General features: G+C 48.7%; 16 protein-coding genes and 10 tRNA genes. 8 read left to right on the forward strand and 18 right to left on the reverse strand.

Annotation, left to right across the window (positions count from 1 at the left end; genetic code table 11):
- Positions 1-16: 16 nt before the first annotated feature.
- Complete coding sequence (locus AABK39_RS17180) at positions 17-1,615, reverse strand: OstA-like protein (RefSeq protein WP_338392557.1); 1,599 nt, start codon at positions 1,613-1,615, stop codon at positions 17-19.
- A gap of 228 nt (positions 1,616-1,843) precedes the next feature.
- Between AABK39_RS17180 and tilS the strand changes: the two genes are divergently transcribed.
- Positions 1,844-3,178 (forward strand): tRNA lysidine(34) synthetase TilS, encoded by a 1,335-nt coding sequence (gene tilS, locus AABK39_RS17185; protein ID WP_338392558.1) that lies wholly within the window; start codon positions 1,844-1,846, stop codon positions 3,176-3,178.
- Positions 3,171-3,701 (forward strand): Crp/Fnr family transcriptional regulator, encoded by a 531-nt coding sequence (locus AABK39_RS17190; RefSeq protein WP_338392559.1) that lies wholly within the window; start codon positions 3,171-3,173, stop codon positions 3,699-3,701. The genes tilS and AABK39_RS17190 overlap by 8 nt, the downstream gene beginning before the upstream one ends.
- Positions 3,702-3,704: 3 nt before the next feature.
- Here the strand turns inward: AABK39_RS17190 and AABK39_RS17195 are convergent, their stop codons facing one another.
- A complete protein-coding gene (locus AABK39_RS17195; protein ID WP_338392560.1) occupies positions 3,705-4,256 on the reverse strand; it encodes a hypothetical protein in 552 nt (183 codons plus the stop codon).
- Positions 4,257-4,607: 351 nt separating this feature from the next.
- Here AABK39_RS17195 and AABK39_RS17200 point away from each other — a divergent pair, with 351 nt between their 5' ends.
- Positions 4,608-4,907, forward strand: coding sequence for a Bor family protein (locus AABK39_RS17200; protein ID WP_338392561.1), 300 nt, complete (start codon positions 4,608-4,610; stop codon positions 4,905-4,907).
- Positions 4,907-5,137, forward strand: coding sequence for a hypothetical protein (locus tag AABK39_RS17205; protein ID WP_338392562.1), 231 nt, complete (start codon positions 4,907-4,909; stop codon positions 5,135-5,137). Before AABK39_RS17200 ends, AABK39_RS17205 begins: the two co-directional genes overlap by 1 nt.
- Here AABK39_RS17205 and nhaD read toward each other — a convergent pair.
- On the reverse strand, positions 5,121-6,443 hold the full coding sequence (gene nhaD / locus AABK39_RS17210) for a sodium:proton antiporter NhaD (protein ID WP_338392563.1): 1,323 nt from the start codon (positions 6,441-6,443) through the stop codon (positions 5,121-5,123). The two genes, AABK39_RS17205 and nhaD, sit on opposite strands and share 17 nt — an antisense overlap.
- Positions 6,444-6,589: 146 nt before the next feature.
- On the opposite strand from nhaD, the gene ribD reads away from it, so the two are divergent.
- Positions 6,590-7,612, forward strand: a complete 1,023-nt coding sequence (gene ribD, locus AABK39_RS17215; RefSeq protein WP_338392564.1) for a bifunctional diaminohydroxyphosphoribosylaminopyrimidine deaminase/5-amino-6-(5-phosphoribosylamino)uracil reductase RibD — start codon at positions 6,590-6,592, stop codon at positions 7,610-7,612.
- Between the two features lie 85 nt (positions 7,613-7,697).
- Positions 7,698-8,843 (forward strand): M23 family metallopeptidase, encoded by a 1,146-nt coding sequence (locus tag AABK39_RS17220; protein WP_338392565.1) that lies wholly within the window; start codon positions 7,698-7,700, stop codon positions 8,841-8,843.
- An 85-nt stretch (positions 8,844-8,928) separates the two neighbouring features.
- Here the strand turns inward: AABK39_RS17220 and AABK39_RS17225 are convergent, their stop codons facing one another.
- From AABK39_RS17225 to lipA, 3 genes are all read right to left on the reverse strand, one after another.
- Positions 8,929-10,149, reverse strand: coding sequence for an arginine deiminase (locus AABK39_RS17225; protein ID WP_338392566.1), 1,221 nt, complete (start codon positions 10,147-10,149; stop codon positions 8,929-8,931).
- A 186-nt stretch (positions 10,150-10,335) separates the two neighbouring features.
- Positions 10,336-11,250 carry a peptide chain release factor N(5)-glutamine methyltransferase gene (gene prmC, locus AABK39_RS17230; RefSeq protein ID WP_338392567.1) on the reverse strand — a complete coding sequence of 305 codons (915 nt, stop codon included), beginning with the start codon at positions 11,248-11,250 and terminating at the stop codon, positions 10,336-10,338.
- 14 nt (positions 11,251-11,264) lie between these two features.
- Entirely contained in the window at positions 11,265-12,146 is an 882-nt protein-coding gene (gene lipA, locus AABK39_RS17235) for a lipoyl synthase (RefSeq protein WP_338392568.1), read from the reverse strand.
- A gap of 239 nt (positions 12,147-12,385) precedes the next feature.
- Between lipA and AABK39_RS17240 the strand changes: the two genes are divergently transcribed.
- Positions 12,386-13,450, forward strand: a complete 1,065-nt coding sequence (locus AABK39_RS17240) for a sensor histidine kinase (protein WP_338392569.1) — start codon at positions 12,386-12,388, stop codon at positions 13,448-13,450.
- A 94-nt stretch (positions 13,451-13,544) separates the two neighbouring features.
- The gene (locus AABK39_RS17245; protein WP_338392570.1) at positions 13,545-14,291 is read left to right on the forward strand and encodes a LytR/AlgR family response regulator transcription factor; all 747 of its coding nucleotides are present in this window, start codon (positions 13,545-13,547) and stop codon (positions 14,289-14,291) included.
- Positions 14,292-14,390: 99 nt separating this feature from the next.
- Here AABK39_RS17245 and AABK39_RS17250 read toward each other — a convergent pair whose 3' ends face one another.
- The 12 genes from AABK39_RS17250 to AABK39_RS17305 all read right to left on the reverse strand — a co-directional run bounded on the left by AABK39_RS17250 (position 14,391) and on the right by AABK39_RS17305 (position 20,116).
- Positions 14,391-18,077: a glycoside hydrolase family 2 protein gene (locus AABK39_RS17250; protein ID WP_338392571.1), complete on the reverse strand. Its 3,687-nt coding sequence runs from the start codon at positions 18,075-18,077 to the stop codon at positions 14,391-14,393.
- A gap of 248 nt (positions 18,078-18,325) precedes the next feature.
- Complete coding sequence (locus tag AABK39_RS17255; RefSeq protein ID WP_338392572.1) at positions 18,326-19,036, reverse strand: SDR family NAD(P)-dependent oxidoreductase; 711 nt, start codon at positions 19,034-19,036, stop codon at positions 18,326-18,328.
- Between the two features lie 141 nt (positions 19,037-19,177).
- Positions 19,178-19,252: transfer RNA gene (locus AABK39_RS17260), tRNA-Val, on the reverse strand.
- A gap of 25 nt (positions 19,253-19,277) precedes the next feature.
- Positions 19,278-19,350 (reverse strand) — tRNA-Lys (locus tag AABK39_RS17265).
- Positions 19,351-19,364: 14 nt separating this feature from the next.
- A tRNA-Val gene (locus tag AABK39_RS17270) sits at positions 19,365-19,439 on the reverse strand.
- A 27-nt stretch (positions 19,440-19,466) separates the two neighbouring features.
- Positions 19,467-19,539, reverse strand: a tRNA-Lys gene (locus AABK39_RS17275).
- A 15-nt stretch (positions 19,540-19,554) separates the two neighbouring features.
- A tRNA-Val gene (locus tag AABK39_RS17280) sits at positions 19,555-19,629 on the reverse strand.
- A 32-nt stretch (positions 19,630-19,661) separates the two neighbouring features.
- Positions 19,662-19,734: transfer RNA gene (locus AABK39_RS17285), tRNA-Lys, on the reverse strand.
- A 15-nt stretch (positions 19,735-19,749) separates the two neighbouring features.
- Positions 19,750-19,824 (reverse strand) — tRNA-Val (locus AABK39_RS17290).
- 25 nt (positions 19,825-19,849) lie between these two features.
- A tRNA-Lys gene (locus tag AABK39_RS17295) sits at positions 19,850-19,922 on the reverse strand.
- 15 nt (positions 19,923-19,937) lie between these two features.
- Positions 19,938-20,012, reverse strand: a tRNA-Val gene (locus tag AABK39_RS17300).
- 31 nt (positions 20,013-20,043) lie between these two features.
- Positions 20,044-20,116, reverse strand: a tRNA-Lys gene (locus tag AABK39_RS17305).
- Between the last annotated feature and the right edge of the window lie 13 nt (positions 20,117-20,129).

Below are 20,129 nucleotides of genomic sequence, written 5' to 3' on the forward strand. Positions count from 1 at the left end.
TTTAGGGCCTTTCGGCTTACTCAAGCTTCACCGGAGCGTTCTTTTTTTTCGCTTTTTCCAAATCTCCGGGCTTTATCGTCGGTTTTACAGGCAAATGGTCTTTCAGAAACGGTCTTTCGGCATCCAGCCAACTGAAGCCCTTCAGGCGGGTGTCCGGTTCCTCTATCTCATGCGGAGGAATCAGTTTGCCTTCCGGCTTTTGGTAAAACCGAATAATGTCCGGCGATCCGTCTTTGAAAGTTATCTTCATATCACTACAGATCAGCTTATTCAGCCCGATCAGTTCGTCTTTCTTCTCCTCCAACGCATAGAAAAGGCTCTCGCTGTTTCCGTTCACGTCGATGTGCTCTATACCTTCCCCGTTCAGGTACGCTGTCATATCTCGGCCTTTGAGTTGGTTGAAATTCCCCAAAGAGTCCTGCATTACGACAAATGAGTTTTTTCTGGCATCCATTCTTTTGGCCCCGGCCTTACCGATAAGGATGTTGATCGAATCCGCCGTGATTTGATTTCCGCCATTCCACAGCACAGGTTCATCAAAGAGATAAATCAGCGAGTCGCTGATATGGTAACTCAATGAATCCGCCAAGCCCTGAACATCGCTTTTGTATATGACCGTGTTGTGATAAGCCAGCAATTCTTTACGCCCGCCTTCACCCTGATCGATGGATTCCAGCGTATCCGCCCTCAAATAGAACGTGTCTTGGGGGAAAATCTTGCGCATAACAGGCCTGCCTCCGTATACTTTGGAAATGCCAACCCGCTTGTCAAGAACCGCCTCGTCGCCGGTAATTATGATATTCTCTTTAATGGAAAACAGGCGAACATCGCCCTTGGCACGGTAAACGGAGTTCGCTTTATCGTAGTAGAGTTTCACTCCTTCCAGCTCGTAACTTTCGGTCTTGATCGTTCCGTTGACAAATTCCAGAATATCGGCCCCGGCATTGTACGTTCCCCCTTCGGGAGACTCGCTTATCATGTTGTCTATCGAACGCGTCACCTTCGTATAGCCAATTGTAGTGGCTATTTTGGTGTTCATATCATAAATCATGGAATCCGTTTCCAAAGTGTAATCCGGATTCACAAAAACCACGTCACCGCCCACACTCAGCATTCTGGTTACTGTATTGTAATAACCCCGCTGGCTGGTCAAGTCGTTAACATCGTCCACAATTCGGCCACCCTTGAAGTATGAAGCGGATTCATTCAGGATATTATAGTCAAGGTTATCGGTGTAAAGTCGCGACTTTTTGTTGTCCATAATTACGTTATCACGGACTTTAGCCAAACGTTGTCTCTGATCATAAATCAGGAAATCACCGGTAATGGTTACGGAGTCGCCCTCATGGATCACGATATCACCGTAGCACTCCATCACGCCCCTTCTTTTGAAATAGTAGGCCGAATCACTTTCGATGGTCGCGTCACGCTTCAGAAAAGTAAACACCACATCGCCGACCAGCTTTACGTCACTTTTCGTACTGCCCGGCAACTTGAGTCTCTTGGTGCTATTGGCCTTAGCGTCTACTTTCTCTTTTTTTTGCGCCAAAACCCCTCCTCCGAAGAAAATCAGCGAGACCAAGGCCACAGCAAACAGTCTTATTCTTTGTCCCATTCGATTATTTGGGTATGTATTCTTTAACTTAACCAAGGCTTTTCCGTATTTCTCACATATTGAAAACGTCGGGCAAACCGGATTTGGTACTCTCCTGCTTTTTTTTGCCAGAACAATAAACCCCTGCGCCACAAAAGGGCGCTTAAGCGCCGATTTATTAATTTCGCAAGGCGCAAGGCTTACGGTAGCCACAACGGAAAAGCGAAAGGTTCAAAGTTAGCAAAAAATATGACGCAAAGACGTTTCCGGAACTTCATAGAGCGGGATAGGCTATTCTCTCCCAACGACAAGATACTGCTGGCCGTCAGCGGAGGGCTTGATTCCGTCGTTATGGCCCGGATGTTCGCCGACGCCGAATTCAGCTTCGGCATCGCACACTGCAATTTCAGACTGCGCGGAGAAGCCTCCGACGCCGACGAAACATTCGTCCGGAAAATGGCGAAAGACCTTGGCGTTCCATTCCACGGAATCTCTTTCGATACGGAGGATGTGGCCAAAAGAGAAAATATTTCTATCGAAATGGCCGCTCGGAAGCTTCGTTACGCTTGGTTCGAGACTTTGAAAAAAGAATACGGATACGCTTCGGTGGCCACCGCCCACCACTTGAACGATACAGTGGAAACGGTGATTTTTAATCTGGCAAAAGGCACCGGAATCGCCGGACTTAGGGGTATCAAAGCCAAAAGTCCAGGTTTGATTCGTCCACTCAGTATTTTCACCCGAAAAGAGTTGCTGGATTACGCTACGGAACGGGGCCTCGCTTGGCGAGAAGACGAAAGCAACCAAGACACGAAGTATTTGCGGAACCTTATCCGCCACGAGGTCGTGCCTTTGCTTCGGCGGATTAACCCCGAATTGGAAAAAACGATGGCCAAGACTACCCGCCGGCTATCCGCTACGGAAAGGATTTTTGAGAATCATATTAAAACGCTAAAGGAAAAAGCTTGCGAAAATATCGGTCACGATTTTATAATCGATATTCCAATATTGGCCAAAGAGCAAGACCCGGACGTGATGCTTTCCGAACTTCTTAAGCCGTTCGGGTTCACTTTCGCCCAATCGCTGGATATTCTGAAGGAAAAGAGACAGGCGGGAAAGAGATTCGAAAGTAAAAGCCATCGCTTACTTATCGATCGTAAAAAACTGATCGTGAGCAAGCATGCCCAAAGCCAAAAAGAAGAGGTGGAAATTCTGGAAAACCAAGACGAAACCAGAATGGGAAGCCACCAACTGAGCTTTAGCGTTCACGGGGCCACAGGCTATAAACTGCCGAGAAACCCGGCCATAGCCAGCCTCGACGCCGACAAAATCAGTTTTCCCATATTGTGGAGAACTTGGCGCCCGGGCGACAAATTTTCACCACTGGGAATGCGGGGCATGAAAAAACTGAGCGATTTTATGATCGACAATAAAATTCCGCTTAACTTCAAAGAGCAGGTCAGCGTACTGGAAAGCGACGGCGACATTATTTGGGTGGTGGGAATGCGTCCGGACAATCGCTATAAAGTCACGTCTTCGACCCTGAGGATATTGGAAATAAAAATTACGGAACCCGATGATTGACATCCTGAACTTCGGCAAAAAAAAATATTCGAAATCGGAACTGGAGCTGTTCTCCTTCCTTGCCAAAAACCCTATTTTCAAGGATCTCACCTATCGGGAAATGGCGCTTTTCGCTCCGCATATGTACTTGCGCGATTATTCCGAAAACGAGGTTGTCTTTTTCCGCAACGACCCCAGCAACGCTTTTTATCTACTGAAAACCGGAAACGTAAGGTTATCCATTGATGTGAGCCAGGGTTTCGAAAGCCTTTTCGACGTGGCGCCCGGCATGATGTTCGGTGAAAATGCCCTGCTCGACAACTCCAAACGTTTATACCACGCCATTGTCACCTCCGAAAAAGCTCGGATTTACGCCCTGCCTACCGTAACCTTGCACGACATTCTCAGTAGCAACGTGGAAGTGAAGGCGAAAATCCTCCACTCGTTCGGGGAGCTGTACGACGAATACGCCCAAAACCTATTCAAAGCCTACAAACGCTCATTCGGCTTCTTTGATCTCTCGCAGGTTTTCGGGCCAAAATAGAAATCAGCTCCAACGAAACCGAAGCGTCAAATCTTGCCCCTTGGTCGCTTCCAGCTCTCCCCTCACATTACTGGCTCCCGTATTTTCCAAGGCCACGGAAGCCCAGGCTATCATTCTGTGCTGTAAAATCTCGTGGGCACCCGCCATTCCGCCTATAATTATAGACACGTCCCGTTTTCCGTTCCATATTACCTCGGCCTCTACCCCGTCATAATATGCGGCGATGATTCTGGCAGTTTCCCTCAACAGCCCTTCCGCCGACCGAAAATCTACAAATGCCTTATAGATTCCCGTCATTGCTTTTTTAGCCGCAAACTCACCCAGTTCCCTTCCGATTTCCTCATTGGTTTTTCCCGAAACTTCAGCCAGAACCTCTGCCGGATGGAGCAATCCGTCATGAACCGAATACCAATCCGTCGCATACACACCTTCCCGCATCAGCGCCTTGGAATCGGCCTCCAAAGCCTCCAGCCAGCCCGCAAAATCTCCCTCTCCCAACAACTTAAGCGCCAATCCGCTCATTGAATTCACGACAGAACCTTTAATTCTCAGCATTTGACTCATTTTATAATTAAACCAAATTCACACTAGACATCTAAAAATAATAAAAATCAAAAAAGAAAAGCAATTCACAAGACCCACAAACGCAACGGATAAAACTTAAAAAAACACAAAAATACAGTATATAAGATTTTTATGAATATTAAATCAAGTTTCCCTGCTATTTACAGCTTGGTTTCCAATAAGAAAAGAAAATAGCCCGTATTCATACTCGAAGTAATATTCTATCCTAATTCAAACTATTCTCATATATGAACAGACGAATGGTATGATATTAGGCATAAAAAAGTCAAGACTCATCGTGAAACAATTCATATAAACTGTAGATTATTAATAAAAAATCATATGAAACACATTAAACCCTTCCTGCTTCTTACCCTCGTAATGGCCATGCCTTTGATAATGACCTCCTGCTATGTCTCGCAATTCAAAGTAGGCTCAGGCCCAAAACTCGGCGTCAGTGCCAGCGAAAAAGAGCATTATCTAGTGTTTGGTCTGGTAAAACTCAACGAAGTCGATTCAAAGTCGATGGCGGAAGGTAGAAGGCATTACGAAATCACGCACCAATCAACTTTCGGAGACGGCCTCTTAAGCGTCTTGACGCTCGGAATCTATACTCCCCGCACCGTAAACGTCAAGCGATAATGAAAACTTTATTCGGAAAGAAAAACATCTTTTTTGCCGGCGCTTGGCTTACGCTTTCAGGAGCCCTTTATTTATTGGTCTCGGCTCTTTACGCTTATTCGGCTATTGACCCTTTCATTACGTCCTTTCTTATGGGAAAAATTACGGGGATAATCGTGTTTGGCTCTCTCCTGCTTATCGCCAGCGCCGTATTGTTTCACAATTATCACAAGATCAGTTCACGGATATAAACATCAAGGCTCCCGACAGAAAGCCGGCCAAAGCCAAAGGAGCCATTTTTTTCAAATACCAGCCAAATGATATTTGCTCCAAACCCATAGCCGCCACCCCCGCCGCCGAGCCGATAATTGTCAGACTGCCTCCCGTCCCCGCCGAATAGGCCAAGAACGTCCAGAAAGCCCCGTCCTTATCAAAAACTTCCTCCTGACTATCTCCGAAAGCTTCCACGGAAGCCGCCACCAGAGGCACATTATCCACAATGGCGGAAAGCACTCCGATAACTCCGTTGATCAGAAACACATCGCCCACTTTGGCCTTTAGCCAGCGGGCCAACGCCCCGAAATGCCCGGTTGCCTCCATCCCGTCCACCGCCAACAGTATTCCCAAAAAGAAAAGAATCGTAGGCATATCTATTCTCCGAATAGCCTGATGTCCCTGCAACTGCGGACCGAAGTCGACTTGGTAAGCCTTAAAGGTGACATCCACATAAATCCAAAGAAGGGCCAAGGCCAGTTGCATTCCCAAAAAGGGTGGAAGGTCCGTAAGCCCGCGCAACATCGGTACCGTAAGTAAACCGAGCACCCCGATGGCGAACACGCTTCCGCTTTGCCCCAAGGCGCCTTTAAGCATCATCGACTCCGGTTGCGGCTCGTCAATCAAGCCTCTGGTTCCCGGGCTCAGGATAATCAACGGAACAACAGCCGCCACAAAACTCGGAATAAACAATGCTCCGAAAAGGTGCCCTGTGCTCAGCTTCCCGTCTACCCACAACATTATTGTGGTCACATCCCCGATGGGCGACCAAACACCGCCGGCATTTGCCGAGATCAGGATAACGGAAGCGACTTTCCAGCGAAATTTTTCTTCATTAGCCACCAAACTCTGCGACAACGCGACCATTATTATCGTCACCGTGAGATTATCTAGCAAAGCGGACAAGAAAAAGGAGGTCAGACCAAATACCCAAATCAACTTTTTCCGGCTTCTGGTTCTGATCAATCTTGAAATAAAGTCGAAGCCCCCGTTTCCATTTATCAACTCGACTATAGTCAGCGCCGCCATCAGGAAAAAAATAATTTCGGCGATCTCACCCGTAGAAGTCACTATGGCCCGTTCGGAAATACTTTCCCTTTCCGCCCTGATATCAGGCACCTCATGCGGAGGCCAAGACACCAACTCGGGCACACTCAAGTAAAGTAACCACACGGCAACGCCCGTCAGCAAAGCCAACGCCGCTTTATTGACGCTTAGCCAGCGCTCCATCGTAATGGCCGAATACCCCAATAGCAAAATCAAAGGAATCAAGTATACCAACATAGTCTATTTCGTGCGTGCCTTCTCGGATTTTCGTTTTGCGCCAAGCGTTCGTAACTTCGGCTTCCGTGAGTCGGAAATCAAAAATGTTACCGAGCGGACCACTATCGCCCGGCAATTCTAATCCTCACCGAAATTCCTCGAAAACCATGAGTATTGACGAAACATATATGCGCAGGGCACTTGAACTGGCCCGCTTGGGATTGGGATCCACTTACCCGAACCCGATGGTTGGTTGCGTAATTGTCCGTGACGGAAAGATAATTGGCGAAGGCTGGCACCAAAAAGCCGGAGAGCCCCACGCCGAAGTGTTGGCCGTACGCAATACGGGAAACGAAGCCTTGGTACAAGGGGCCGATGTTTACGTAACGCTGGAACCTTGTGCGCATTACGGCAAAACACCTCCCTGCGCCGAACTTCTGGCCCGGCTCAAGCCGGCTAGAGTCGTAATTTGCAATGTGGATAGCAACCCGCTAGTTGGAGGAAAAGGCATCAGGAAAATGGAAGAGGTCGGTATTAAAGTGGAGACCGGCGTTTTGGAAGAAGAAGGCCGATGGCTGAACCGCCGCTTCTTTACATTTATGGAAAAAAAACGGCCGTACATAGTCCTGAAATGGGCCCAGACCGACGACGGCTTCGTTGCGCGTGAAAATTACGATTCAAAATGGATCAGTTCTCCGCTATCCCGAAAACTCGTCCACAAATGGCGAAGCGAAGAGCCTGCGATTCTGGTAGGCAGAAATACCGCCTTCCATGACGATCCTGAATTAACAGTCCGGGACTGGACTGGCGAACATCCGCTCCGAATCGTTATCGACAGGGGCTTGTCCTTGCCGGAAAACCTTAAACTCTTGGACCGCAAACAACCGACGATCCGCTATAACTTGGTGAATTCGGAAACACACGGCGCACTTGAAAATGTGGCGCTTCCCGAAGACAATTTTATCGAGGCCATGTTAGCCAACCTTTATCGCCGGAATATCCACTCAGTTTTTGTAGAGGGTGGCGCCCGCTTTATAGAAGCCTTGGCAGAACGAGGACTTTGGGACGAAGCCCGAATTTTCACCGCATCAAAAAGATTCGGGAAAGGCATTGGCGCCCCCGCACTTAACGGCCACCTTTATTCCAAAGAGAAAATCGGAGATGACGAGTTGAAAATCATAACCCGCTAATGTTTTTCCGTTATATAATAGAAACCGGTAAGAACTTTTTCGGTGACACCACCTCAATGCGTTATCAACAAGCGTTTTTCTATATATGCGTATATTATCACTCATCATTCCAGCTTTTTTGCTCACAGTGTTTGCTTCGGCACAACCAGGCTCCGACCAGCAACATCTGCGTTACAAAGAAATCAAAAGTGGCCTTATTGTTTTCTACGCCGACAATCCGGCATCATATCCCGCCCAGCTCAAAATTGAGTTTCCAGTCTTGAAAAACATGACACCGTCCCGCCAAGACTATTCGTTCACGGTAGTTCCCGCCGGAGCCTCTAACATGGAAGTGCTTAGGCTTACCGCACAGAAAGGAAAAATGTCTCAGTTCCGAGAACGTCATATTTTCCTGCCCGGAGATCCAAGCCTAAAGCCTGATACGAAACACGCATACGTTTTCCCTTTCAAACACGGCTTGAAAAGCAGAATTGGGCAAGGCTATTACGGGGATTTTTCCCATAAAAACCTAAAGGCTCTGGATTTCGAAATGCCAATAGGAACGGAAATCTGCGCTGCGAGAGGCGGTATTGTGACGGATGTGGAAACACGATACGACAAGGGCGGAACCAGCCGGGACTTTCTTAACAAAGGCAACCATATCGTTATTTATCACAATGACGGAACCTTCGCCCGGTACGGACATCTTAAGAAAAACGGGGCTCTGGTAAAACCTGGGCAAAAAGTAACCGCAGGGCAAGTAATCGGACTTAGCGGAAACACGGGCTACAGTTCCGGCCCACATTTGCATTTCGAAGTGGGCGCTCCCGTAAAAGGCAAAGCACCACAGACAATCGCCACTAAATTCCGGGGACCTAACGGAAATACGATAGCTCCAACAACCGGCCAAACTGTCTACGCCCGACACCCTGGAAAACCTCCCGTGGACACACGAAAGGCCACCGCTACTTCCGGAAAAGGAAAATCAGCGAAAGTAGTTCCCGGCAAAATGGTTATCCAGGAGATCAAAGAAGACTCAGGTTCAAGACTCATCGCTTTGAACGGAATGAAAACGGAGACTTTTGTGGAAGTAAGGTTAAAACTGAAAAACGCCACTTCTGAGAAAGGAAACCCGATTATGTTCTCGCTAAAACCGGGCAACAGAACGGAAGTAACTTTTATCAAACCCAAAAATCTCACTAAACCTTGGGGCTTTTCCTATTCCTACCAAGTTACGGTAAAGGGTAATTGAGTCATGATTTTTACCCAAAAACAAAGCCTTGGCATTACGACCAAGGCTTTGTTTTATCAGGGGAAATCTAATTCGGGAAACTATATCAAACAGGTTCTCTATCCAACGGCATTGTCATACAACGCGGACCGCCCAAGCCTCTTGACAACTCGGAAGACGGAATCTCAAGAACATCCACGCCGGCTTCGCGCAAAGCCCGGTTCGTATACTTGTTTCGGTTGTAAGCGATCACCTGTCTCGGGCCGATAGCGAATACGTTGGCGCCGTCGTACCATTGCTCCCTTGAAGCGTACTCCGGATAACCTTGCGCCGTCTCGATCACTTCCAAATGAGGAATTTCGTGACGAAGCAAATCGATCACCGATTCGTTCGTCACTTCCGAACTCAAAATCGCCTCGCCATTGGCGTCAATGCCTTCCTTCCGGTAAACGCGAGTCGTCAGTTTCATCTTCATCGCGTTCGGGTAAGTCACGATCAGATTTTCATCGATAATCGTAAATACCGTATCCAAGTGCATAAAATTACGCTTCGCTGGCAGGTGAACGTCATATACGCGTTCCACATCGCTGTTGGCCAACACGTGCTTGGCCACTTGGTAGATCGCCTCGTTGTCCGTACGCTCGGAATTACCGATCGCCAAGGCTTTTTTGGAAAGGACAATCACGTCTCCGCCTTCGATATTCGGAATCTCCTCACCGAACGACGAAGTATTGTAAGCGTTCTCGTAAGTATCCTTAAACAACGGGTGGTTTTCGAAAATCAGACGCATAATATTGGCCTCGCGCTGACGCCCCGCAAACTTCATGTGGCTCGAAACCACCCCCGACTGGATAATGGCCGCCGGGTCGCGCATAAAATACGAGTTAGGAGCGGGCGTCAAGAGAAAATCCTGATCGCTCAAACTTTTAAGCGTTTCCGGATTACACTTCCTTCTCAGCCCTTTCATCTTTATTCCCGCAACAAGCGATGTCGCCACCTCCGCCGCCGAGAGCCTCATTATCAATTCTTCGGCTACATGCTCGTAACCTTTCGGCTTCAAGGCCGACCTCAAAGCTTCAAAACGCAAATCCTCATTCCGAAGCACGTCACGCAAAAGGCTTGTCAAACGAAACACTTTGGCTTGTGTCGACAATTGTATCAAGGACGAGAACTGGTCGTGTTCCCGCTGGATTTCTTCAAGATACGGGACGTCCTCAAACAGAAACTCCCCGATATTGTCCGGTGTCAACATCTCAATTTCGTCGCCAGGCCGGTGCATTATCACCGCGTTTAACCTGCCAAACTCCGATTCCAATCTCAAATTCATACCGAATGCTCTATAGTTCTATTTTACTCAAACGAATTTAATGAATTGAAATCTTTTATAAAATTTAATGACAATTATGTATCTAACATAGACAAGATTTTATTTTAATACTAAAAAAGAAATATCAGTTTGTTTAAAAACAAATAGTTCAATAATAACAAATTTGCTTTTATGTATAAAAAACTGTTAGAATCGGGCCTGTATTTCTCCCGCAACAATCCTGTCTTTTCCCTGCAAATCCTTAAGGATACGGATCTGATGGAAACCGGACTGTCTCATCATCTCGGCGGTCGCTTCGCCGAAGGCCTCGTTTATCTCAAAATACAATCGGCCGTTCTGCCTTAAGGCCTCGCTGGCTAAGTGCGCTATTCTTCTGTAAAATAATAGCGGATCGGAATCGGAAACGAACAGGGCGGTGTGCGGTTCATGCTCAAGCACATTCCGGTGCATCAGGGCTTTTTCGGAATCGCGCACATAAGGCGGGTTACTGATGATGATATCGTAAGTATTCTCTTCCAATTCGTCCGTAAGGATATCGGATTTTCTAAAAACCGTGTCGACTCCCAGCGCTTCCGCATTCTTTCGGGCCGTATCCAAAGCCCCGTCGCTGATGTCCAAGCCTTCCGTTTGGCAACCGGACAATTCAGCCGCCAAGGTTATGGGTATACAGCCTGTCCCAGTCCCAATATCCAGAATGCGCCCACGGAAGCCTTGGTTATCCTTGATTACCAAATCTACCAGCTCTTCCGTTTCCGGACGAGGAATCAGCGTGGCTGGATTCACCAAAAACTCCCGGCCATAAAACGGCGCCTTGCCAACTATGTATTGCAGAGGCTCGCCAGTAGCAATCCTCCGTAGAGCTTCCGAAAATCGTTCGTCCTCGGATTCGCCCCAATTCATTTGTCTGTCCGTCAGAATGTCCATCCTTGTGATTCCGAACAAATCTTCCAGCAACCGGCCCGCAACGTTCCGCGCTTCGCGCTCATCGTAAAGCTCCCCGATTTCGGCAAGGGCCGTTTCCACAATCGCTTTGATATTCCGCATATTCGATAAGAAAAAAAGCGTCTCGACATGAGACGCTTCCAAATATTTTAACTTCAAATACTCCGCTGTGTTTACACCGAAACGTGACGCTCGGCGTGATATGAAGAGCGAACCAACGGGCCGGACTCCACATACTTGATTCCGCGACGCTCGCCTTCTTCCTTAAAGTGGGCGAATTTGTCAGGGTGGATAAACTCCGCCACTTCGATATGTCTTTGGGTCGGTTGGAGATATTGGCCCAAAGTCAATACATCGAGATTAACGGCGGCGAGGTCGTCCATCGCTTTGTACACCTCGTCGTCAGTCTCGCCAAGACCGAGCATAATGCCGGTTTTGGTTCGCTGGCCATATTCTTTGGTCAGCTTCAACTGCTCGATGCTTCGCGCGTATTTGGCCTGCGGACGTACACGACGGTAAAGTCGCTCGACAGTCTCCACGTTGTGCGAAACCACTTCCTGGCCGGCGCTGATCATACGATAAAGCGCATCCCAAGTACCTTTCACATCGGGGATCAAGGTCTCGATGGTGGTTTCTGGAGATATTTCTTTGATTTTCTTTACGGTCTGGTACCAAACCTCAGCGCCACGATCTTTGAGTTCGTCACGGTTTACCGAAGTGAGTACGGCATGTTTTACGCTCATCAACTTCACGGCTTCGGCCACTCTCCGGGGCTCGTCCTCGTCATATTCCGGCGGACGTCCGGTGGCCACCGCACAAAACGAGCACGCGCGGGTACACACATTGCCAAGTATCATAAACGTGGCAGTGCCTGCGCCCCAGCATTCTCCCATATTCGGGCAGTTGCCGCTTTCGCAAATGGTGTGGAGCTTATGGTCGTCGACAATACCCCGCACTTTGGCGTATTCCTTGCCTACCGGCAACTTTACACGCAACCAGTTGGGTTTCTTCCGCTTCTTTGTCGCCTCTTCGGGGATTACGGGTAATTCGATCATTTTCAGACGATTTTAGGGTTTTCCGTCCTGAGACATGCAACACTCCGGACAAGCGCCCAAAGCCCTGTCCGCAAGGGATATCTACGCCCAAAATTAATGATAAGTTTTTTGAATGACATTTTTTTTGCTGAAAACATCGAATACAGCATTAGCCTTTAACGGTATTTTCTAGCCTTTAATAGAAAGATATTTCCCTTAGATTGAAATGTTGCATACATTTCCCGGACAACACACAAGACATGAAGAAATACAATTTATACTGGATCTCTCAGATTGCCGGCTGGGGTTCCTACGCCATGGTCCATCTGCTGGTATGGCTCGGGGGCAACCGCCAAGACAGTCTGCAACTGGCGAATGGTTTGGCCATAGCCGCCTATTTTTTCCTATCCACCCATTACTACAGGAACTGGTTAGTCCGTAGCGGTTGGCTGGAACTGAAGCTCCAAAGCGTAATGCCCCGCATTCTGCCGGCGTCCATCCTTTTGGGCGTTTCCAACTTCCTGTTCAATACGGTGTGGGAAAAGGCTACGGGGCAGTTTTCAGTCAATGAGGATTTCACGTTCTCAGCAGTCGTTCTGGTTACCTTTGCCACAGGTGCGATTTATCTGTTGTGGAACGTCGTGTACCTGATGTACCATTACTTCGAACGCTACAAGGCCTCGTTGAAATACGAAGCGGCGATCAAAGAGATGGAACTCAACAAGCTGAAATCGCAACTGAACCCACATTTTATGTTCAACGCTTTGAACAGTATACGAGCGTTGGTGGACGAGGAACCCAAAAACGCAAAGGAGGCCATCACCCAACTTTCGAATATCCTTCGGAATTCGCTGATCATGAGCAGAAAAAAACTGATTTCTTTTCAAGACGAAGTGAGAACCGTACGGGATTATTTGGCTTTGGAACAAATCCGTTACGAGGAACGCCTGCGCGTGGAATGGGACATTGATCCGGAATGTATGTCCGTCTCCGTTCCTCCGATGATGATGCAGACATTGGTGGAAAACGGCATTAAACACGGTGTTTCCACGCTTCCCCAAGGTGGCGTTATCCGTTTCGAATCGCATATGGACAGCCACGGAAACCTATGCGTCAGCATTAGGAACAGTGGCCAGCTCAGCGTTTCCGAGAAGCCACGGGTAAAAACCGGCGGTGGATACGGCGTGGAAAACACGAAGGAACGCCTGAGGCTGATTTACGGAGACAGAGCCTCTTTTTCTCTGCGCAATGAATCCGAAGAGATGGTTTTGGTGGAATTGACAATTCCCGAGCAGGTAAGCAAAGCGGGAATTTTGGAAAACTAAGTAACTAAGTTATGATTTGGGTTCAGAGTATTATTTGCTATTTTGAATCCGAATAGGAATAAAATATCGACAACCTGTAAAAATAATAGCGCCAATGAAGACGATTGTCATCGATGACGAACGTTTGGCGCGCAAGGAGTTGATCAGTCTTTTGGAAGCGCATCCGATTGTGGATGTTGTTGCAGAAGCAGTCAATGCCGAGGACGCGCGCAACAAAATCGACGAAATAAAACCGGACCTCATCTTCCTGGACGTCCAAATGCCCGGCGAAACGGGCTTCGAACTTCTCGAAACACTGGATTTCTTTCCGAAGGTGGTGTTTGTGACCGCTTACGACGAATTCGCCATCAAGGCCTTTGAGGTGAACGCTTTCGACTATTTGCTGAAGCCGGTGCACCCTGAGCGCTTGGCGGAAACCGTAAAAAAGCTGGAAGCCGAATTCAGCGAAGAGCGGGAAGCCAAAGGCCAAGAGCCGGAATCAGCCGGCGGTTCGCAAAGGGGACCTTTGAGCGTACACGACCAAGTGTTTGTGAAAGACGGTGACCGTTGCTGGTTTGTCCGTCTTGAGAAAGTCCGTTTGTTCGAATCGGACGGAAACTACGTGAAGGTCTACTTCGACAAAAACAGGCCGATGATTCACCGCTCGCTCAACGCTTTGGACGAAAAACTTGACGACAAGCACTTCTTCCGGGCCAGCCGAAAGCATATCATCAACTTGAGCTGGGTCGAGAAAATCGAACCGTGGTTCAACGGCGGTTTGCTGGTGGAGCTGAAAGGCGGAGAAAAAATCGAAGTCAGCCGACGCCAAGCGGCCCGCTTCAAGGAAATGATGAGCCTTTAAGGCTTCGGTTTTCATTTTCCATATGAAACAAAAACGCGGACGGGATCGATTCCCGCCCGCATTTTTTTATTCCAAATATTCTAAGCCTGACAGGCCTGATTACTTTTTGGCCTGAGCTTTTTCCTTCGGCATCGGCTTATACTTTACGCCGGGCTCCAGGTTTTTGATCAAATTCACCAACAGCTTGGCCGCTACCGGATCTTTATCCGCTGAGTTCAGCTCCATTTCGCTGGCCACCACTCGGCCCAATCCTACCTTAATCTCAACCAAAGGCGATCCGGACATGTCTTTCAACTGCTCTTGCGGATTGCCCAAGTAAACGTGCGGACGCAAATACGTTGCGAATTCCGTCACGCCATTTTTCTTTTTGAATGTATAAGATCTTCGGCAAGCGATCGGAATGTCTCTTCCTTCGGCGCGCCACCAGCTCAGCTCCATCGGATCGATTCCGTCGAAAATCGGCGACTCGGGAATGCGCATATTCACGATTCGGCCCGTGCGCTCGTACAATCCGGCCACTACGTTGCCGTGGTTCCACTTCAGGTGTTTGCCCGGGTGAATCAACAGAACTTCCGTTCCGTTCGAAGCCACACGCTTCACATCTTCCCAGTTGTAAGGCACTTCGTTTTCGGCGTCTAGGTTCGCCACAACGAGCGTTTCGTCAGGAGCGATAAAACGCATTTGCGTCAAATCGTCCAAATTACGGTACGGTACGCCCAGCGCGTCAAAAGCCTTGCGGGTGTCGCCAGTAAGGTCAAACAACGCCACTTTGCGGTCTTTCAACTCCGCCCATTCTTTTTTGGCTACAGTCAGATTGTATTCGTTTTGGCTCACCGATTTTCCATCGACTTTGTAATCGAGCTTCAGCTGATATGTCCCTTTCAGCTTCGGCATATTCTCAGGAATTCGGATTTGGGAAGAGAATTTCTCGATTCCGTAATTCTCAACCGATCCGGTAGACACTTCGCCAGAAGCCAAAGTCTCTTCGCCGGAAACGATTTGCCAGAACACTTTGCCCGGTTTCAGGTCGCTACCGTCAGCTTTGTCGTTTACGATGTAAATATCAGGATTCACGGCATCGCCGGCCCAGAAATTACGCCCGAAGAGCTCGGCGCTTACCAATACGGGATCCAGAGCCTTTTTCATGCTCTCGGCCACCGGGTAAGGCTCGATTTTGTCTGCGTCGTACACGTCGCGGTACCAGCATACGTTGGCGAAGAACAATACGCCGGAGTTCATCGGGCTGGTTCTTCTGATCACTTCGCAAAGTTCTTTCGACATAAAAGCGTTACGGTTCAGGAAGTAAGACGGATCTTTGTCTTCCCAAGCCCAATCGCCTACCCAAGCGTGCGGAACGTAATGCTTGTAGATGTATTTACGTGTCGGGTGGCCGGTATCGTTGTTCGGGTATCCGGTAGACGCTTCCTGGCTGAAGAACGGACGGTCGGCGTTAGCTCCCGGCGTCCAGTAAATCCGCTTGGCCCAGTCGCCGTTATAGATTTGGTAGAAATCGCGGTTGTACCAAGTGAAATAGATATGGCGGTCATCGATATCTCCGTCGTCGATGTTATTCGGCTTGAGAATCTTCTCGTAATCGTCCTCTACTCTGGCATAACCCGAATCGGCGGAAATCGGACGTGTCGGGTCCAGCTTACGGATTTCCTTGATCACGTCGCTGAGCACTTTCCATTTGCGCAAGCGAACCTCCATCGGATCGTTGTGGTAGAACATCGTGAAATACATCTCGTTGTTCACAGTCCAAACGAGAAGTGACGGGTGGTTGCGGTATTTGCGCACCAAGGCTAACATTTCCTCTTTCCAGATCTCCAACAATTGGCCGTCAGGCATACTGCCGATCATCAGCCACGGCCAAGTTCCCTCGTAGCTTACGCCTACGCCTTGGCGGTCGGCGGCGTCCATCCAGACGCTGGTAAAAGGCGAACCGTGCGAGCGTGTAGCTAACTGGTTGCCGTCGTGCATCATCTTGAAAAATTTGTTCGCCAATTTCTCGTCCGTCGGAGCGATGCCGCACGGAGGGTGGTTGGCGCCCATCAGACGGTAAGGATGCCCGTTGAGCATAAAACGGTTACCGTCCGTGCCGAAGGTCCGGAAACCGGTAGTTATGGTCTTGCTGTCGATTTTACGGCCTTCTGAGAGTACGTTTACCGTCAGCGTGTACAAATTCGGCGTTTCCGGCGTCCACAGTTTCGGATTTAGCGAAGGCGTAGACAGCGTTACGGTTTTGGTCTCGCCGGCGCCAATGTTAACGGCTTGTCCTTTTTCAGAAGAGAAAAACAGTTTTTTGCTTCCGCTTTCCCTGATTTCGTAAGAAACCTCAATGTTTTTGCTTTCGCCCGAATTCAGGATCGAAATATCCATATCGGCCCCGTCAGTTCGGGTTTTTGCGAAAATATCATCCACACGGACAGGATCGGTGATCACAAGGCTTACCGGTTGCCAGATACCGCCTTCGTAGTTTTTGAACATACCGTGCGGAAGCGAGGTAAGCATATCCTTGGTCACGTCCACCGAAACGGCGCGGGCCACAAATTCATCACCCGATCCGTCATCTTTTTTCTTCCATTGGGCTTTTACGTTTACGGCGATGAGGTTTTTGCCCGGCTTGAGCAAATCCGTCACATTAAAACCGAAATCGCCGAACATGCCTACGTGGTCGCCGGCTTTTTGTCCGTTAACCCATACCGAAGCGATTTTGGAAACGGCCTCGAAATAAAGCTTAACCCGCTTGTTGCCGATGTTTTTCGGAACATTCACCCAGTGCCTGTACCAAGCGCCCGTGGCTTTTTGGTAATCGAAGGTATAATTTCCGCAACGTTCCAATTCCTTTTGGCGGTAATTGTCCGATACGCCACTATGGTTGTCCGGCATATGCCCGGCTTTTTCCATGTGCATCCAGTTGCCCTTTGGCGTCCAGAATCCCGGAACTTCCATTACGTGCCAATCATTATCAGCCTCAGAAGGATTCTGGGCTTTTGCCGGAGCGTCGTATTCAGGCATAAAAAGCCAATTGCCGTCAAGCGAAATTTCCGTACGGCCCTTGGTGTTTACCCTAATTGATTTCGCTCTGTATTTAGCGCGTTGTTTCTTGCGTTTGGCCTCTTTTTGCGAAGCTGTGAGCCCCGGCAACGGTTTGGTTTCGGCGTTGTCCAAAGCCGACATCTCCGAAGCCGACAAGGCTTTTACCGTAACGTCGCGGTATTCGGTGGTTACGTAACCGCCACCCAAGATGATTCCACCCGGAGACAATGGCTCTTTTTCGCTGATTTTAACCAAAGGCTGTTTTTCATCGCCCAAGAAAATAGCAGTCTTGCCGTTCCAGTGCGTGATGCGCAGATCGTACCAAGTGCCCGGCACGGGATGAAAAGCCACAGGACGCAAAGCCAGCATTTTGTCTTTGCCCACCGGCTCGTAACGACACAGGTATACATCGTCGGCATTACCGCCACGCAAAGCGAAGGCATAGCGGGTTTGCCTATCCGCAAAAGCGAAACCGGCCCAGATCATGGCTTCTTTCTCGCCTTTGGGAGCCCTGGCCTTAAAGCGCATTTCAAAATTTTCGTGCTCGTGACCCGAAGCGCTAACAAAAGCGTCTTTCAACCTCAACACCTCGCCGTCCAAAACTTCGGCGTCCCCTCTACCTACAGGTGTCCAGCGCTGTTCGAAGTCCGAAAAAGTCAGCTTTTCGGCTTCGGCCCTTTGTTGGGCTTTTGAGAAAACCGCCAACAGGAGAAGTGGCAGTGCTAAAAAAATCGTTTTCCTAATCATTGCGATATGATTATTTGAGATAAATAAGGAAGCCCTTTTGGCTACAAGTCTAAAAATACGGCAAACCAACGGCTTAGCATAAATTCACGGAGCGGAATAGGCTCGGAAACCCCTTATAAAAACAAAGGCTCTAAGGATCGATCAAAAGTGTTATTCATTTTTAAGATGAAAAAAGGCCTCAAAAGAAAAAAACCGACCCCGCATAAAGCGATGACCGGTTTCCTCATCCCCATAAACAACTTTATCCTCTAGTACTCTCCGTAAACCTTGTATACCGGTTCGGCCAAAAAGTCATTTTCCTGATCACACGCAAACCTGATCACCTCCCCGATTTGCTCGGCTTTCACCCATTTGTCAAAGTCGGCATCGGGCATCGCTTTTCTGTTCAGCGGAGTGTCGATGATGTTGGGCACCACCGTAGAGCACCGCACGTTGTGTTTCCGTCCACTCTCGTTAATGATTTCGGCAAGGTGCTTCACCATTCCCTTCGAGATGGAATAAGCCACACTACCGTGGGCCGCGTTGATGTCAAAAGCTCCGCGGGCGCTTACCAAGACTATACGGCCTCCCTTATTCCGCTTCATGACCGAATAACCTTGTTTGGCCAGATGAAAAGCCGTTTTGAAATTCAGAAAAACCATTTTGTCAATCGAAGCCTCATCCGTCGCTTCCAAATCGCCCATCATAAATCCTCCGACCAAAGAAACCACGGCGTCAACATGCCCGTATTTCTTTTCCCATACCTCCATATTCCGCCCCACTTCCTCTTCCCTGGTCACGTCCATCGGCACTATTTCCAACTTTCCGTTATCCTTAAAGCGCTCTTCCAGAAACTTGACCTGATCCGGCAAACCCAACTGCGTCAACGCCACCACTTGGTAATCTGCCTTAAGAAATGATTCGACTACCGCACGGCCCAATCCGCCCGCAGCTCCGGAAATAATAACTGTTTTTGACATTCTTCTGAATTTGGAAAATGAGTGATACTGTATTCAAAAGACAAAAACAGCAGAGAGGGTTTTATTTTTTGGAAAAATCGGACAAGATGACGGTGAATAGGTATAAAAAAAGCCGGTCTGGAAAATTCCAAACCGGCTTTGTGGGCCCTACTGGATTCGAACCAGTGACCCCCTGCTTGTAAGGCAGGTGCTCTGAACCAACTGAGCTAAAGGCCCTTCTTTATTCTACTCCGAAGAGTCGTGATTCGACTGGGGCTCGAACCCAGGACCCTCTCCTTAAAAGGGAGATGCTCTACCAACTGAGCTATCGAATCTAACCAATGTGTTGTGGGCCCTACTGGATTCGAACCAGTGACCCCCTGCTTGTAAGGCAGGTGCTCTGAACCAACTGAGCTAAAGGCCCTTCTTTTTATTCTGCTCCGAAGAGTCGTGATTCGACTGGGGCTCGAACCCAGGACCCTCTCCTTAAAAGGGAGATGCTCTACCAACTGAGCTATCGAATCTAACCAATGTGTCTGTGGGCCCTACTGGATTCGAACCAGTGACCCCCTGCTTGTAAGGCAGGTGCTCTGAACCAACTGAGCTAAAGGCCCCTCTTTTTCTTTACTCTAACTCCGAAGAGTCGTGATTCGACTGGGGCTCGAACCCAGGACCCTCTCCTTAAAAGGGAGATGCTCTACCAACTGAGCTATCGAATCTAACCAATGTGTCTGTGGGCCCTACTGGATTCGAACCAGTGACCCCCTGCTTGTAAGGCAGGTGCTCTGAACCAACTGAGCTAAAGGCCCTTCTTTATTCTACTCCGAAGAGTCGTGATTCGACTGGGGCTCGAACCCAGGACCCTCTCCTTAAAAGGGAGATGCTCTACCAACTGAGCTATCGAATCTAACCAATGTGTTTGTGGGCCCTACTGGATTCGAACCAGTGACCCCCTGCTTGTAAGGCAGGTGCTCTGAACCAACTGAGCTAAAGGCCCTTCTTTTTCTTATCCTAACTCCGAAGAGTCGTGATTCGACTGGGGCTCGAACCCAGGACCCTCTCCTTAAAAGGGAGATGCTCTACCAACTGAGCTATCGAATCTAACCAATGTGTC

This window comes from Fulvitalea axinellae, assembly GCF_036492835.1.
GTDB lineage: Bacteria > Bacteroidota > Bacteroidia > Cytophagales > Cyclobacteriaceae > Fulvitalea > Fulvitalea axinellae.

Coding starts and splice junctions, on each gene's coding strand:
- AABK39_RS17195 (WP_338392560.1), bottom strand. CDS start 4,256: ATGCTGAGAATTAAAGGTTCTGTCGTGAATTCAATGAGCGGATTGGCG.
- AABK39_RS17190 (WP_338392559.1), top strand. CDS start 3,171: ATGATTGACATCCTGAACTTCGGCAAAAAAAAATATTCGAAATCGGAA.
- nhaD (WP_338392563.1), bottom strand. CDS start 6,443: ATGTTGGTATACTTGATTCCTTTGATTTTGCTATTGGGGTATTCGGCC.
- ribD (WP_338392564.1), top strand. CDS start 6,590: ATGAGTATTGACGAAACATATATGCGCAGGGCACTTGAACTGGCCCGC.
- AABK39_RS17225 (WP_338392566.1), bottom strand. CDS start 10,149: ATGAATTTGAGATTGGAATCGGAGTTTGGCAGGTTAAACGCGGTGATA.
- AABK39_RS17250 (WP_338392571.1), bottom strand. CDS start 18,077: ATGATTAGGAAAACGATTTTTTTAGCACTGCCACTTCTCCTGTTGGCG.
- AABK39_RS17200 (WP_338392561.1), top strand. CDS start 4,608: ATGAAACACATTAAACCCTTCCTGCTTCTTACCCTCGTAATGGCCATG.
- tilS (WP_338392558.1), top strand. CDS start 1,844: ATGACGCAAAGACGTTTCCGGAACTTCATAGAGCGGGATAGGCTATTC.
- AABK39_RS17245 (WP_338392570.1), top strand. CDS start 13,545: ATGAAGACGATTGTCATCGATGACGAACGTTTGGCGCGCAAGGAGTTG.
- AABK39_RS17255 (WP_338392572.1), bottom strand. CDS start 19,036: ATGTCAAAAACAGTTATTATTTCCGGAGCTGCGGGCGGATTGGGCCGT.
- AABK39_RS17205 (WP_338392562.1), top strand. CDS start 4,907: ATGAAAACTTTATTCGGAAAGAAAAACATCTTTTTTGCCGGCGCTTGG.
- AABK39_RS17240 (WP_338392569.1), top strand. CDS start 12,386: ATGAAGAAATACAATTTATACTGGATCTCTCAGATTGCCGGCTGGGGT.
- AABK39_RS17180 (WP_338392557.1), bottom strand. CDS start 1,615: ATGGGACAAAGAATAAGACTGTTTGCTGTGGCCTTGGTCTCGCTGATT.
- lipA (WP_338392568.1), bottom strand. CDS start 12,146: ATGATCGAATTACCCGTAATCCCCGAAGAGGCGACAAAGAAGCGGAAG.
- AABK39_RS17220 (WP_338392565.1), top strand. CDS start 7,698: ATGCGTATATTATCACTCATCATTCCAGCTTTTTTGCTCACAGTGTTT.